Source organism: Acidovorax sp. GW823-FHT02H02 (genome assembly GCF_058797075.1).
In genome coordinates this window covers 107,882-121,771 of record NZ_JBXAJH010000008.1, presented here as the reverse complement: position 1 = coordinate 121,771, position 13,890 = coordinate 107,882, and the positions used below count along the sequence as shown (strand labels likewise).

The 13,890-nt window shown below is 65.1% G+C and carries 12 protein-coding genes, 1 pseudogene and 1 riboswitch; of the genes and pseudogenes, 5 read left to right on the top strand and 8 right to left on the bottom strand.

Annotated features, from left to right (window positions below; genetic code table 11):
• The first annotated feature begins 77 nt into the window (after positions 1-77).
• Positions 78-1,250: a tRNA guanosine(34) transglycosylase Tgt gene (tgt, locus tag AC1RDS_RS10775; RefSeq protein ID WP_348688385.1), complete on the top strand. Its 1,173-nt coding sequence runs from the start codon at positions 78-80 to the stop codon at positions 1,248-1,250.
• A gap of 200 nt (positions 1,251-1,450) precedes the next feature.
• Here tgt and AC1RDS_RS10770 read toward each other — a convergent pair whose 3' ends face one another.
• Together AC1RDS_RS10770 and AC1RDS_RS10765 are read right to left on the bottom strand one after the other, a co-directional pair.
• Complete coding sequence (locus AC1RDS_RS10770) at positions 1,451-1,834, bottom strand: DUF3597 domain-containing protein (RefSeq protein WP_092698099.1); 384 nt, start codon at positions 1,832-1,834, stop codon at positions 1,451-1,453.
• Between the two features lie 97 nt (positions 1,835-1,931).
• A pseudogene (locus tag AC1RDS_RS10765) lies at positions 1,932-2,112 on the bottom strand (serine endopeptidase); the annotation flags it as partial.
• Between the two features lie 212 nt (positions 2,113-2,324).
• On the opposite strand from AC1RDS_RS10765, the gene AC1RDS_RS10760 reads away from it, so the two are divergent.
• Together AC1RDS_RS10760 and AC1RDS_RS10755 are read left to right on the top strand one after the other, a co-directional pair.
• The gene (locus AC1RDS_RS10760; protein WP_092698100.1) at positions 2,325-2,753 is read left to right on the top strand and encodes a hypothetical protein; all 429 of its coding nucleotides are present in this window, start codon (positions 2,325-2,327) and stop codon (positions 2,751-2,753) included.
• A gap of 60 nt (positions 2,754-2,813) precedes the next feature.
• Positions 2,814-3,320 (top strand): glycine zipper family protein, encoded by a 507-nt coding sequence (locus tag AC1RDS_RS10755; protein WP_492226988.1) that lies wholly within the window; start codon positions 2,814-2,816, stop codon positions 3,318-3,320.
• 4 nt (positions 3,321-3,324) lie between these two features.
• On the opposite strand, the gene AC1RDS_RS10750 is transcribed toward AC1RDS_RS10755, so the two are convergent.
• The gene (locus tag AC1RDS_RS10750; protein ID WP_492226987.1) at positions 3,325-5,247 is read right to left on the bottom strand and encodes an MFS transporter; all 1,923 of its coding nucleotides are present in this window, start codon (positions 5,245-5,247) and stop codon (positions 3,325-3,327) included.
• Between the two features lie 212 nt (positions 5,248-5,459).
• Between AC1RDS_RS10750 and AC1RDS_RS10745 the strand changes: the two genes are divergently transcribed.
• A complete protein-coding gene (locus AC1RDS_RS10745) occupies positions 5,460-5,915 on the top strand; it encodes a YXWGXW repeat-containing protein (protein ID WP_092698102.1) in 456 nt (151 codons plus the stop codon).
• A 240-nt stretch (positions 5,916-6,155) separates the two neighbouring features.
• Here the strand turns inward: AC1RDS_RS10745 and AC1RDS_RS10740 are convergent, their stop codons facing one another.
• Complete coding sequence (locus AC1RDS_RS10740) at positions 6,156-6,938, bottom strand: 2-keto-4-pentenoate hydratase (protein ID WP_492226986.1); 783 nt, start codon at positions 6,936-6,938, stop codon at positions 6,156-6,158.
• Between the two features lie 218 nt (positions 6,939-7,156).
• Positions 7,157-7,273, top strand: a riboswitch (glycine riboswitch).
• Between the two features lie 92 nt (positions 7,274-7,365).
• Here AC1RDS_RS10740 and AC1RDS_RS10735 point away from each other — a divergent pair.
• Entirely contained in the window at positions 7,366-8,703 is a 1,338-nt protein-coding gene (locus AC1RDS_RS10735; protein ID WP_348688412.1) for a D-amino acid dehydrogenase, read from the top strand.
• Between the two features lie 156 nt (positions 8,704-8,859).
• Here AC1RDS_RS10735 and AC1RDS_RS10730 read toward each other — a convergent pair whose 3' ends face one another.
• The 4 genes from AC1RDS_RS10730 to AC1RDS_RS10715 form a co-directional block, all read right to left on the bottom strand.
• Positions 8,860-9,582 (bottom strand): ABC transporter ATP-binding protein, encoded by a 723-nt coding sequence (locus tag AC1RDS_RS10730; RefSeq protein ID WP_026435298.1) that lies wholly within the window; start codon positions 9,580-9,582, stop codon positions 8,860-8,862.
• 40 nt (positions 9,583-9,622) lie between these two features.
• Entirely contained in the window at positions 9,623-11,563 is a 1,941-nt protein-coding gene (locus tag AC1RDS_RS10725; RefSeq protein ID WP_492226998.1) for a branched-chain amino acid ABC transporter ATP-binding protein/permease, read from the bottom strand.
• An 88-nt stretch (positions 11,564-11,651) separates the two neighbouring features.
• Positions 11,652-12,527: a branched-chain amino acid ABC transporter permease gene (locus AC1RDS_RS10720; RefSeq protein ID WP_026435300.1), complete on the bottom strand. Its 876-nt coding sequence runs from the start codon at positions 12,525-12,527 to the stop codon at positions 11,652-11,654.
• 103 nt (positions 12,528-12,630) lie between these two features.
• Positions 12,631-13,830 carry an ABC transporter substrate-binding protein gene (locus tag AC1RDS_RS10715; protein ID WP_092698104.1) on the bottom strand — a complete coding sequence of 400 codons (1,200 nt, stop codon included), beginning with the start codon at positions 13,828-13,830 and terminating at the stop codon, positions 12,631-12,633.
• Between the last annotated feature and the right edge of the window lie 60 nt (positions 13,831-13,890).

Sequence of the window (13,890 nt, the reverse complement as noted above, 5' to 3'; positions counted from 1 at the left end):
TCCGGGCCAGTGTAGCGGCGCCCTGGCGGTGCGCGGGGCGCGCAGGGGGAGATGGCCCATCTGGGACAATCGCGCCCATGCTCCAGTTTGACCTTCTCAAAACCGACCCTACCAGCCACGCCCGCCGTGGCCAGCTCACGCTCAACCACGGCGTGGTGCAAACCCCCATCTTCATGCCCGTGGGCACCTATGGCACCGTCAAGGGCGTGATGCCGCAAAGCCTGCACGACATGGGCGCGCAGATCATCCTGGGCAACACCTTCCACCTGTGGATGCGCCCCGGCCAGGAGGTCATGCAAAGCTTTGGCGGCCTGCATGCCTTTGAAAAATGGGACAAACCCATCCTCACCGACTCGGGGGGCTTCCAGGTCTGGAGCCTGGGCGCCATGCGCAGGATCACCGAAGAAGGCGTGCACTTTGCGTCTCCCGTCAACGGCGACAAGCTCTTCATGTCGCCCGAGGTGAGCATGCAGATCCAGACCACGCTCAACAGCGACATCGTGATGCAGCTCGACGAATGCACGCCGTATGAAACCAAGGGGCATCTGACCACCGAGGCCGAGGCGCGCAAGAGCATGGAGATGAGCCTGCGCTGGGCCCAGCGCAGCAAAGACGAATTTGCGCGCCTGAACAACCCCAATGCCCTGTTTGGCATCGTGCAGGGCGGCATGTACGAGAACCTGCGCGCCGAGTCGCTGGAGCGCCTGGTGGAGATGGATTTCCCCGGCTACGCCGTGGGCGGCGTGAGCGTGGGTGAGCCCAAGGACGAGATGCTGCGCATCATGGCGCACACGCCGCATCTGCTGCCCGCCCACAAGCCGCGCTACCTGATGGGCGTGGGCACGCCCGAAGACCTGGTCGAGGGCGTGGCGCAGGGCGTGGACATGTTCGACTGCGTGATGCCCACGCGCAATGCGCGCAACGGCACGCTGTTCACGCGCTTTGGCGACCTGAAAATCCGCAATGCCCGCCACAAGACCGACCACCAGCCGCTAGACACCACCTGCAGCTGCCACGCCTGCGCCGGCAGCGCGGGCGTTCCGTGGAACGAAGGCGGGCGCGCGGGTTTCAGCCGCGCCTACCTGCACCACCTGGACCGCTGCGGCGAAATGCTCGGCCCCATGCTCACCACCATCCACAACCTGCACTACTACCTGAACCTGATGCGCGAGGTGCGCGCGGCGCTGGAGGCCGGGCAGTTTGCGCAGTTCCGGGCTCAGTTCAAGACAGACCGGGCGCGAGGCGTGTGAGGATGCCAAGCACGCGGCTGCAGCGCGCGCTTGGTCAATTGCTGTTTTTCATATAGCTGCAAGCGCTTACCCCACAAGCGCCAGAGCCACTTTTCACCCTGATTTCACCGCAGCACTGTTGCCAATGCTCCCCAAAAAAATCTGCCACACGCTGGTGGCAGGTGCCCGCTGGGGCGCACGGCGATGTGCGCCGGCGCGGATCAGTCGCGCAGATCGGGTGGCAGGGTACCGCCGTTGGCGGCGATGCTGCGCATCACCTGCTTGTGCAGCCAGATGTTCCAGGCGGCCGAGCCGGGTTCGTCGCTGCCGCTGTACAGCAGTTCGCCGGCCAGCTCCTTGCGCGCGGACAGGCTGCTGTCCAGACCCAGCAGCTTGAGCAGATCGACGATGGAGGTGCGCCAGTTCAGCCCGCTGGCGCCCGGCATGGCATCCAGGATGGGGGCCACGTCGCCCAGCGGGATGGACGCCGGCGCGGCAGGTGCAGCAGGCGCGCCAGCAGCGGCCGGGGCTGGCGGCGCAACGACGACCTCGGCGGCGTTGGCCGACGGGAAGATTTTGGAAAAGATGTTGGAAAAGAAACCCATGGCTGTGCTCCCAAGATGGCGTTGAGGATGGTGTAACCGGCGGCACCCGGGGTGAAACCCCGAACACCGCCGGCCTTTGTATCACGCGGATGTGGCAGGCGCAGGTGCTGCAGGCATGGCAAAGGCGCGCAAACGCACTCTTGCGCGTACGGCAATGGCCGCAGTGCGGGCAAAAATCGATCTTGTCGTTTTCAGGTCCCCCGGGCGCTTGCAGCCTGTGCACACGCTTTTGGCCAGGCGTGCCAGGGACCGTCGTAGCCCGGCTCCTTGCGGCGCTCGGCGTTGCGCTTTTCGTAGCCGGCGGCTTCAAGCTTGCCCAGCCGCGCCTGCGCGGCCTCCGTAACCTGTTTTCACCAAGATTCCAATCCACCAATACCCTGCTGGACCATGCTTCGCAGCAGCCCTGGCACCGGGGTACCATGGGGGAGGAACTTTCCCTCTTGAACAGGGCCCCAACCCCTCTCCTTCGGATCAGCGGGATGAAATCATGATGTGGCGAAATTTTCGACCTCTCGCGTGGGCGGGAGTGGCCGCCGTGGCGTTGGGCGCGAGCAGCCTGGCGTGGGCGGATAGGGACGGGCGCGGCCATGGGCACCGGGGTGGGCGGGTCGGTATCGGCCTTTACCTGGGGCCGGGTTACCTGGGGCCGGGCTTCGGTTATCCGATGTACCGCCCTGCCTACCCTTACCCCTACTATTACCCCGAGCCGTACCCTGCGCCAGCGGTGATTGCAGTGCCTGCAGAGCCGCCCGTGTACATCGAGCGCGGCAACGAAGGCACGGGCTACAACGGGGGCGCCGATGGGCAGCAGCCACAGGGCTACTGGTACCGCTGCAACCAGCCCGATGGCTACTACCCCTATGTCACCCAATGCCCGGGCGGCTGGCTGCAGGTGCCGGCGCAACCGCCAGCGAACTGACGGGCGCAAGGCACACCCTGGCGCACGGCCGATATTCCATTTCCACTCGGAGAAAGCATGATGAGAGTCCTTTCCCTCACCGCTGTGCCGCTGCTGGCACTGACCCTGGCCGCCTGCACGGTGATGCCCACCGGCCCCAGCGTGACGGTGCTGCCCGGCAGCACCAAGAGCTTCGAGCAATTCCGGTATGACGACGTCAACTGCCGGCAATACGCACAGATGCAGATCGGCGGCGCCACCGACGCGGCCAACCAGAGCACGGTGGGCAGCGCGGTGGTGGGCACAGCGGTCGGGGCCCTGGCGGGCGCCGCGCTCGGCGGCAACCACGAGGGTGCGGCGGTGGGCGCGGGCATGGGCCTGCTGATGGGCTCGTCGGTCGGTGCCAGCAATGCCCAGTCCAGCGCCCATGGTGGCCAGCGGGGCTACGACAGCGCCTACGTGCAATGCATGTATGCCCGCGGCCACCAGGTTCCGGTGTACGGCCGCATGCTCACCAGCCCGGGCGCCATGGGGCCGGGCTACGGCACGCCCATGCCGCCGCCTCCGCCCGGCTATTGGCGGCGCTAGCCGGTCAGGCCGCCAGCAGGCGTGCCACATGCGCGCGCAGCAGTTCGGGCTGCGCCTGGGCGGGCGCCACGGCGGCGCCCACATTCAGCCCCACCCGGTTGAACAAACCGCGCCGAAACGGCCGCACCATCGCGTCGCCCTGTTCGATGCGGCTGAAATACGAGCCCCACAGGTTGGTCAGCGCCATGGGAATCACCGGCGCCTCGATGCCGTCTTGCCGCGCGCGCTCGATGATCTTCATGATGCCGCCCTTGAACGCCTGCAACTGCCCGTCGCGGGTGATGCCGCCCTCGGGAAAGATGGCCAGCAGGTCGCCTGCACGCAGCACCTGGGCGGCTCGCTCGAAAGCAGCCTCGTACACGCGCGGATCGTCCTTTTGCGGTGCGATCGGAATCGCCTTGGCCAGGCGGAACAGCCAGCCCAGCACCGGCACGCGGAAGATGCGGTGGTCCATCACGAAGCAGATCGGGCGCGGGCTGGCGGCCATGAGCAGCACGGCATCGACAAAGCTCACATGGTTGCAGGCCAGGATGGCGGCGCCGGTGGTGGGCAGATGCTCATCGCCCTGCACCTTGAAGCGATAGACGAAACGCGAGAGCACCCAGGCCACGAAGCGCAGCAGGTATTCGGGCACCAGCAGGAAGATATAGAACGCCACCACGGCGTTGGCGATGGCCGTGAACAGAAAGACCTGCGGCACCGTGAACCCCGCACCCAGCAGCGCGCCCGCGATGACCGCGCTGGCGATCATGAACAGCGCATTGAGGATGTTGTTGGCCGCGATGATGCGCGCGCGGTGCGTGGGCTGGCTGCGCATCTGGATCAGCGCATACATGGGCACGCTGTACAGGCCGGCAAACAGGCTGAGCAGCGCCAGGTCGGCCATCACGCGCCAGTGCGCGGGCTGGACGAGAAAGGCGGCGAGCTGCATGACCTCGGAGGCCGGAAGGCTGCGCGAGGCAAAGTACAGATCGATGGCAAACACACTCATGCCGATGGCCCCGAGCGGCACCAGGCCGATCTCGACATGGCGGCGCGACAGCACCTCGCACAGCAGCGCACCGGTGCCGATGCCAATGGAAAACACCACCAGCAGCAGCGAAGCCACCTGCTCGTTGCCGTGCAGCACCTCCTTGGCAAAGCTGGGGAACTGGCTGAGGAAAACGGCGCCGAAGAACCACATCCAGCTGATGCCCAGCAGCGAGCGGAACACCACGATGTTCTCGTGCGCCAGTTTCAGGTTGCGCCAGGTTTCGGTGAAGGGGTTCCAGTGGATGGCGAGGCCCGGGTCGGTGGCGGGCGCGGAGGGGATGAACTGCGCCACGGCACGCCCCAGCAGCGCCAGCACCACGCAGGCCACGGCCACGGTGGTGTGGCCGATGCCAGGCAAGGCCACCAGCAGGCCGCCGGCCACGTTGCCCAGCAAGATGGCCACGAAGGTGCCCATCTCGACCATGCCATTGCCGCCCGTGAGCTCGCGCTCGCTGAGCACCTGGGGCAGGTAGGCGAACTTGACCGGCCCGAACAGCGTGGAGTGCACGCCCATCAAAAAGGTGCACAGCAACAGCACCGGCACATTGCCCGCCATGAACCCGCCCGACGCCACCAGCATGATGGCGATCTCCAGGCTCTTCACGAAGCGGATCATGCGCGTCTTGTCGTATTTGTCGGCGAGCTGCCCCGACGTGGCCGAGAACAGCAAAAACGGCAGGATGAACAGCGCCCCGATCACCAGCCCCGCCATCGCGGGCGGCAGCCACGACACGCTGAGCTGGTAGGTGACCATCACCGTGAAGGCGAACTTGAACAGGTTGTCGTTGGCCGCACCGGAGAACTGCGTCCAGAAGAACGGCGCAAAGCGGCGCTGGCGCAGCAGGGCGAACTGGTTGGGGTCTGCGTGCGCCGCATCTCTCTTTTCATCCGCCATGCAGACTGCTCCTTTGTGTTGCCGTAGCCTGCAATTTTGCACAGCCTCCATGACACACACCCTGCGCTGGCACAGGCTTGCAAGGTGCGCGCGTGGTGGCACGCGGATACACCACTTCACAACACTTCGCACAGCGCCTATGTGCGCTTGACACAGCGCCCCAATGATCAAGGCTCCCGGTTCCGCACGGAATCATTTCTGAGGAGTACACCATGGCACGCAATGCCCTCGCCGCCGCTTCCATCGCCCTGCTGTCGCTGAGCGCCCTGACGGCGGCGCACGCACAGGTCGGCGCCACCGTCATCATCCAGTCCGGCAGCCCCCAGTACCAGCGCCCCGCGCCGGCCCTGGTGCAATACCAGGCACCGCCGCCTCCGCGCCATGAGGCCGCGCCCCGCCCCCGGCGCGGCATGGCGTGGGTGCCCGGCCACTGGGAATGGCGCGGCCACCGCCATGTATGGATGGCGGGCTACTGGGTGAAGGCACGTCCCGGCTACCACTACCGCGAGCCCCGCTGGGCCGAGCATGACGGCCGCTGGGCCATGCAGCGCGGCGGCTGGGACCGTGACCGGGACGGTGCAGCCAACCGCTACGACCGGTACGACCGCGATGGCGATGGCGTGCCCAACCGCCACGACCGCCAGCCCGACAACCCGCGCCGCAACTGATCTTGCGGCGCAGGCGGCCCCCTGCGGTTTCCCCGGGGGGTCATTCCTTTCCCAAATCATTCGTGTCGAAGAACCCGTTCAAGATCTTTTCGGGGTCGCACAAGCACCTTGCCCAAAGGGTTGGAGTGAAATCGGGCGATGGCACGCCCCGGCTGCTTGCATGGGCACGAGCGAAGCCGCAGACAGTGCTGCAGCACGGCAAGGCGAAGCAACGACGACACGGAGGGTTTGGAAAAGGAATCAGACCAGGTGCAGCTCGGCGTGGCCCAGGCCCGGGAAGTCGGCCACCACCACCGTGCCCGGCGCCACCAGCACGGTGCCGGTGCACGAGCCCGTGGTCACCCACTGGCCCGCACGCAGGCCGCCCAGGCTGCGCGCGCCCTCGTTGGCCAGCCACACCAGCAGCCGCAGCGGGTCGCCCGCCGGGTTGCCCCAGGCGGCGTGCTGCACGGCCACCGTGCCGTTGACGGACAGATGCACCGGCTGCACCAGGGGCTGGACCGCAGCCACGTCGGCCGGCCCCGAACCCACCACCAATGCGCCATGGCAGGCCTGGTCGGCCAGGCGGCTGAACTCGCCCTGCTGGGCCCAGGCGGCAAAGCGCGTGTCGCACACCTCGATGGCGGCGCGCACCGACGCCATGGCCGCCAGCACCTCGGCCGGGCTGTAGGGCGCGGTGCGCTCGGGCAGGTCGGCACCCAGCTCGTACACCAGCTCAGCCTCGACCCCCATCACGGCAAAGCCTGCGGCAGGCAAATGCACGGCCTGCCCGGTTGGCGCTACCGCCACCGAATCGCGGGTGAGCGCCGCGCGCGCGGGCAGCGCCTGGGGCGATGCGGCGCCCACCTTCCAGCCAGCGATCTCGCCGCGCTCGCGCACCACGGCGTCCTGCACGGCATAGGCCTGGGCCGCATTGCACGGGCGCAGCGCAGCGGGCAGATCGAGCGGCCGGGGCATGCGCCCCTGGCGCGCCATGGTGAGCAAGGCCGCGCTGGCAAAGGGATCAAAGGCGGTATCGGGCATGGCAGGCATCCTGGGGATAAAGCTTGGCGGATTATGGCGAGGCACCAGTTTCTGCGCCCGTCCAGCATCAGCAACGATTGCCATCCATTAGCGCGCACAGCCCCCTTTTGCGCCGCAGTGCCGCCTAGAATCGGCCTCGCAGGAGAGTCAGCGGCACCGTCCGCTTCACCGAAGGCGCAAACTCCCATACACGCTCAGGTTCCGTACTGCACCATTCAACAAAGCCGTCTGGAGAGCCGCCACGACCTACACGCGTGGCGCACCGAAGGAGCAAACCACGCGCCATGCCGGCGATTGCGGTGAATCTCTCAGGTACCAAGGACAGGGGGAGCGGCAGCTTGGCAGACGCGCCGGCTGTACGCTATTGAAGCAATAGCTGCTACCGCACGCCTGTCAAGTGCCAGAGCCCAGAAAGGCTTTGAAAATCATGCGCGTGATCGTTTTAGGTGCCGGCCTGCTCGGCGTGACTTCGGCGTATTTCCTGCAACAACTCGGCCACGAGGTCACGGTGATCGACCGCCAGGGCACGCCCGGTGCCGAGACCAGTTTTGCCAACGGCGGCCAGATCTCGGTGAGCCATGCCGAGCCTTGGGCCAACCCCAGCGCGCCGCTCAAGGTGCTGCAGTGGCTGGGCCAGGAAGATGCACCGCTCTTGTTCCGTCTGCGTGCCGACATGCGCCAGTGGCTGTGGGGCCTGCAGTTCTTGCGCAACTGCACCCCGGCGCGCACGCGCCACAACATCGAGCAGATCGTGCGCCTGGGCACCTACAGCCGCAGCGTGCTGCAGCAGCTGCGCGCGGCCACCGGCATCGCGTACGACCAGCGCACACAGGGCATCCTGCACTTCTATACCAACGCCAAGGAGTTCGACGGCGCGCTGGCCCCGGCCGAGCAGATGCGCCAGCTCGGCTGCGAGCGCCAGGTCATCAGCGCCGACGAGGCCGTGCGCATCGAGCCAGCCCTCGCCCACATCCGCCCGCAACTGGCCGGCGCCACCTACACGGCCGAGGACGAGTCGGGCGATGCCAACCAGTTCACCCGCGAACTGGCCCGGCTGTGCGCGGCGGCGGGCGTGCAATTCCGCATGGGCCACCACATCACGGCGCTGCGCGAGGCCGGTGGCCATATCGACCATGTGGAGCTGACCAATGCCGAGGGCCGCTTCGAGCGCGTGCGCGGCGACGCCTTCGTGCTGGCCATGGGCTCGTTCAGCCCGCTGCTGGCGCAGCCGCTGGGCATTCGCCTGCCCATCTACCCAGCCAAGGGCTATTCGGTGACCATGCCGGTCAAGAACGCGTCGATGGCCCACGAGGTGAGCCTGACGGACGACGAATTCAAGCTGGTGTTCTCGCGCTACACCAGCGCGCAGGGAGACCGTTTGCGCATTGCCGGCACGGCAGAATTGAACGGCTATGACCGCAACCTGAACCCGATGCGCTGCGAGGCCATCGTGCGCCGCGTGGAGCAGCTCTTCCCCGGCGCGGGCGACGCCAGCCAGGCCCAGTTCTGGACCGGCCTGCGCCCCGCCACACCCAGCAACGTGCCGCTGATCGGCAAGACCAAAGTGGCCAACCTGTTCCTCAACACCGGCCACGGCACACTGGGCTGGACGCATGCCTGCGGCTCGGGCAAGGCGCTGGCCCATATCGTGAGCGGGCTGGCACCCGAGGTGGACTTTGCTTTCACGGGCACGTCCGACCGCGCGGCACCGGGCCACAAGATGGCCGTGACCGCACCCAGCCAGCGGGCAGCGAACAACGCCTGAAAGGCGGAGGACCTTGGGCGCCTGCGGCACCTGTGCGCAACCGCAGGCACCCATCAAAAAGCCTGCGCTGCCCAGGGGCATACGCAGGCCATGCTATCGGCGTGCCAGCTGGCCGCGGGGAGTTTGGCCCCTGCCAACTGCCAGCCTCACCCAGCGTCAGTGGCCGCCGCCGAGGTAGGCAGCCTTCACGGCCGGGTCATCGCGCAGGCGCTCCGCCGGGCCTTGCACGGAAATGCGTCCGTTTTCCAGCACATAGCCGTAATCGGCTACCGCCAGGGCGGCTGCCGCAAATTGCTCCACCAGCAGCATGGTGACACCCTGCCCCTTGAGGCGCTCAATGATGCGGAAAACTTCCGCCACCAGAATGGGCGCAAGGCCCATGGAGGGCTCGTCGAGCAACACCACTTCCGGATTGAGCATGATGGCGCGGGCCATGGCCAGCATCTGCTGCTCACCGCCGGACAGCGTCCCAGCCAGCTGAGTGCGGCGCTCCTTGAGGCGCGGAAAAAGCTCCAGAGCCCGCTCCAGATCACCGGCCACATCCCCCCGGGGGCGGCTGCCCGTCAGGCGGGGAAAAGCCCCCAGGGTGAGGTTGTCGGTCACCGTCATGGTTGCAAAAACGCGCCGCCCTTCCGGGGAGTGCGCCAGCCCCAGCTTGGCGATGGTGTAGGCCTCCTGGCCGTCAATGCGCTTGCCGTTGAGCGTGATCTGGCCCGCGGTCGGCGCGATCATGCCGCTCACCGCCCGCATGGTGGTGGTTTTGCCAGCGCCGTTGGAGCCGATCAGCGTCACGACCTTGCCCTTGGGCACTTCGATGGAGATGCCGTGAAGCACCTGTACCTTGCCGTAGCCGGCCGAAAGATTCTGGATGGTCAGCATGTGTTGTGCGTCTTGTATCGTCGTTTCGGGGGCATCGGGCTCAGGCGGGCTGGGCCACGACGGTCTCGGCGCCACCGCCCAGGTACGCCTCGATGACCTTGGGATCGGCCTGAACTTCCGCGGGCATGCCTTCGGCAATCTTCTGGCCAAAATCCAGCACCGATACCGTGTCGCAGATGCTCATCACCACATCCATGTGGTGCTCGATCAGGATCACCGTCACACCGTGATCGCGAATCTTCTTGATGATGGAAATCAGTTCCACGATGTCAGGGGCCGTGAGTCCGGCGGCTGGCTCATCGAGCAGCAGCAACTGCGGATCGAGTGCCAGAGCGCGGGCAATCTCCAGCAAGCGCTGTTTGCCATAAGGCAGGTTGCGCGCCTGTTCCGCGGCCAGGTCTTGCAGGCCGACAAAACGCAGCAGACCCATGCCCCGGGTGACGGCGGCATCGTTCTCACGGCGGTAGCGCCCCGTATGCACGGCCACGTCAAACAGGTTGCTTGCAAAGCTGTGGTGCAGACCCACCTGAACGTTTTGCAGCGCGGTCATTTCGCCAAACAGCTGCACGTTCTGGAAGGTTCGCGCAATACCCGACAGAGCAATGTCCGACGAGGTGCGACCCACCACAGAGCGGCCACTAAAGCTGATCGCGCCAGCCGTCGGCACGTAAATGCCGGTGAGCACGTTCATCATGGTGCTCTTGCCCGAACCGTTGGGACCGATGAGGCCGTGGATGGTGCCCCGCTTGATGCTCAGGTCTACATTGTTCAGGGCCTTGAGGCCGCCAAACTGCATGAGCACGCCGCTGGCTTGCAACAGCTCAGTGGATTCACCCGCCGTGGTGGCTGTGGACACCGCATCCGCCTGTGCTGCACCGGTGGGCTGCAAGGGCAGATCGGGAGGTGCCGTGCGCAGGTTGAGCGCATTGCGGACAAAACCCACAATGCCGTCCTGCAGGTAGTACACAACAAACAGCATGATCACACCGAAGATCGACAAGCGCCAGTCGGTCATGGTCTGCAACCAGAACGACAGAGCGGCCAGCGCCATGCTGCCCACCACCGGGATCGCCATTTGCGAGATGGTCGAGCGCTCGCGCCGGACAGCCACCACGGCCGTGATGGCCACCAGAACTGCCAGGCCCACGGACACGTAGCGGAACAGCTCCACATCATCGAGCAGCTTGGGCAGCAGCACGATGATGGCAGCGCCCACCAGCGAGCCGATGCGGCTCTTGCGCCCCCCCATGATCACCGCCAGCAGGAACAGCACGGTGAGTTCGAAGTTGTACGAGTTGGGGGAAATGTACTGCTCCGAATACGCGTACAGGCACCCGGCCAATCCGGCAAAACCGGCGCTGATCACAAAAGCGTACACCTTGTAGCGATAGACCGATACGCCCATGCAATCGGACGCCACGGGGCTGCCGCGCAGCGCCTCGAAGGCCCGGCCCAGGTGGGAGCGCAAAATGCGGTGCGACACGATGAGCGACAGCACCATCATGGTAGCCACCAGCCAGAAGTACTCGCGCTTGGCCAGCTGGAACCCGCCAATCTCGGGCTTGTCCAGCTTGATGCCCAGGGGGCCTTCGGTCAGAAAACTCATCTCGTTGATGAGAATCTGGATGATGGTGCCGAACGCCAACGTCACCATGGCCAGATAAGGGCCAGAGACGCGCAGTGCGGGCAGCGCCAGCAGCGCACCGAAGCCCGCCGTCAGCACGATGGCGGCCGGAATCGTGACCCAGATGGGTGCGGCCAACTTGAACACCAGCACACCCGCCGTGTAGGAACCCAGGCCGAACAGACCGGCATGGCCCAGAGACACCTGCCCGGTGTAGCCCACCACAATGTCAAGACCAAAGAGCACGATCGCGTAGATCATGATGGTCTCGAGCAGATGGATGTAGTAAGGATTGCCGACCACCGTGGGGAAGGCCAGCAGGGCGGCAAAAGCCGCAATGGACAGGACCAGACGCATCACTTTGGTGGTGCTGGACGTGGGCGAGGCAGGGCCCTGCGGGCCGCCGGAACCTGCCAGGGAGGTAATAGAGGATGCAGCCACTTTGTCAGACCTTCTTGATCACGGATTTGCCGAAAATTCCCTGCGGACGCACGGCCAGCACGATCAGCAGCAGCACCAGGCCAGGAACATCCTTGTAGCCGGTGCTGAGATAAAAACCGGTGGTGGTCTCTGCCACACCCAGGATGATGCCGCCCACCACAATGCCCAGGCCGCTGGTCAGGCCACCGATGATGGCGACCGCAAAAGCCTTGAGCCCCAGCACGGCGCCCATCGTGGCCCCCGTCAACGTCAGCGGCGCAATCAGCACGCCCGCAAAACCGGCCGTCAGGGACGACAGCGCATACGAGAAGGTAATCACCAGCCCGGTATTGATGCCCATCAGCTTGGCGGCATCGCGGTCATTGAAGGTGGCCACCACGGCTTTGCCGAAGATGGAGCGGCGGTTGAACAACTCCACCGCCAGCATCATGGCCAGCGCACCGCAGACCACGAGCACTTCCATCGGCAAGATGTTGGCGCCCAGGAACTGGAACGGTGCCTCTGGCAGTGGCGAAGGGAATTTGAGGTCATCACGGCCCCACACGTTTTCTGCCACGTTCTTGAAGATGATGCCCAGCGCGATGGTGGACATGATCCAGCCGAACTCTGACTTGATCTTGATGGCGGGCCGCACGCCGATGCGCTCCACCACGGCGCCCTGAAGTGCACCAAACAGGCACACCAGCGGGATCATGAGCCAGTAGTTGACACCCAAGCCTACGAGTGTCAGACCGACCAGGGCGCCCAGCATGAGCGCGTCGCCCTGACCGAAGTTCAGGGTGTCCGAGGTGGCAAAGGTGAGTTGATAGCCGAAGGCGATAACGGCATAGATCATGCCCAGTGCAATGCCGCTAAAGACGAGTTGGGTAAAAATTTGCATGCGGGAAGCCCTCGCGTACGGATCGGTCGAATGGCGTGAAAAATGTCAGTGGACAAAAAAATACCGCTGCCGTTTCTGGCAGCGGCAGCGGTTGACGAACCGCTTACTTCTTCAGGCGAACTTCAGAAGCCTTTTTCTGGTCTTCGGGGTATGCGTAAACAACGCGTTGGCCCTTGACCTCACCGAACACCGGGATGTTGGCGGTGATGGCGTCGTGGTCGGTCTTGGAGAAAGGTTTCACATAGGTGGTGACAACACCTTCCACCGGTGCCTTCAGGTCTTCCAGTGCGGCCTTGATCTTGGGGCCCTCCGTGCTGCCGGCCTGCTTGATCGCAGCAGCCAGCAGGTAGATGGAGTCATAGCCCTGGGCAGCCGAAACGGGTGAATCGATGCGGCTGTTCTTCGGGTTGAAGGTTTTCAGGTAGCTCACGATGAACGCCTGGCGCTTGGGCGTGGTGGGCTCCTGCACAAAGGTTTGCGGCATGCGTGCACCTTCACCGCCGGGGCCGGCGTTGTCGATGTAGTTGGCCATGGACAGGGTCCAGCTGCCAACCATCGGCACTTTCCAGCCCAGCTTGGTCATGCCGTTGGCGATCTGTGCCAGTTCAGGACCGATGCCGTAAGTCAGGATCACCTCGGCACCGGCCGCCTTGGCCTTGAGCAATTGGGCCGTCATGTCGACGTCCTTGATGTTGAACTTTTCAACGGCCACTGGCGTGACGCCCTTGGCTTTCAGCGCTTTCTCCAGATCTTCACGACCGAGCTGGCCGTAGTTGGTGGAGTCCGCCAGGATCGCCACTTTCTTGAAGCCGCGGCGTGCCACGGCTTCTTCAACAATCATGGGTGCCTGGATGCTGTCGTGTGCGGCATTGCGAAACACGTAGTTCTCAGGCTCTTTCTCGAACTGCTTGGTGATGATGGAGCCGGTGGCCACGTTGTTCATGACCGGGATCTTGGCTTCCTGAAAGAAACGCTGCGAAGCCAGGGCCACACCGGTGTTGATGTAGCCCACCACGGCGACTACGCGCTCTTTGTTGACCAGCTCCTGGGCAATCTGGACGCCACGCTCGTTCTTGGCTTCGTCATCACGCTCGACCAGTTGCAGCGGACGGCCCAGCACGCCGCCGGCCTTGTTGATTTCCTCTGCGGCCAGACGCACGCCATCGCGCATGCTGACGCCCATGGAGGACGAACCGCCCGTGAAAGGGCCATCCACACCGATCTTGATAGGGTCTGCCGCGAAGGCAGCGGTGGACAGTGCAACAGCGCCGGCAAGGGCAGCAATTTTGAAGGCGAATTTCATGGTGTCTCCTGAATGTGTACGGTTCCAATCCGGCATAACCAAACCAGTTTGCGCGGCCAC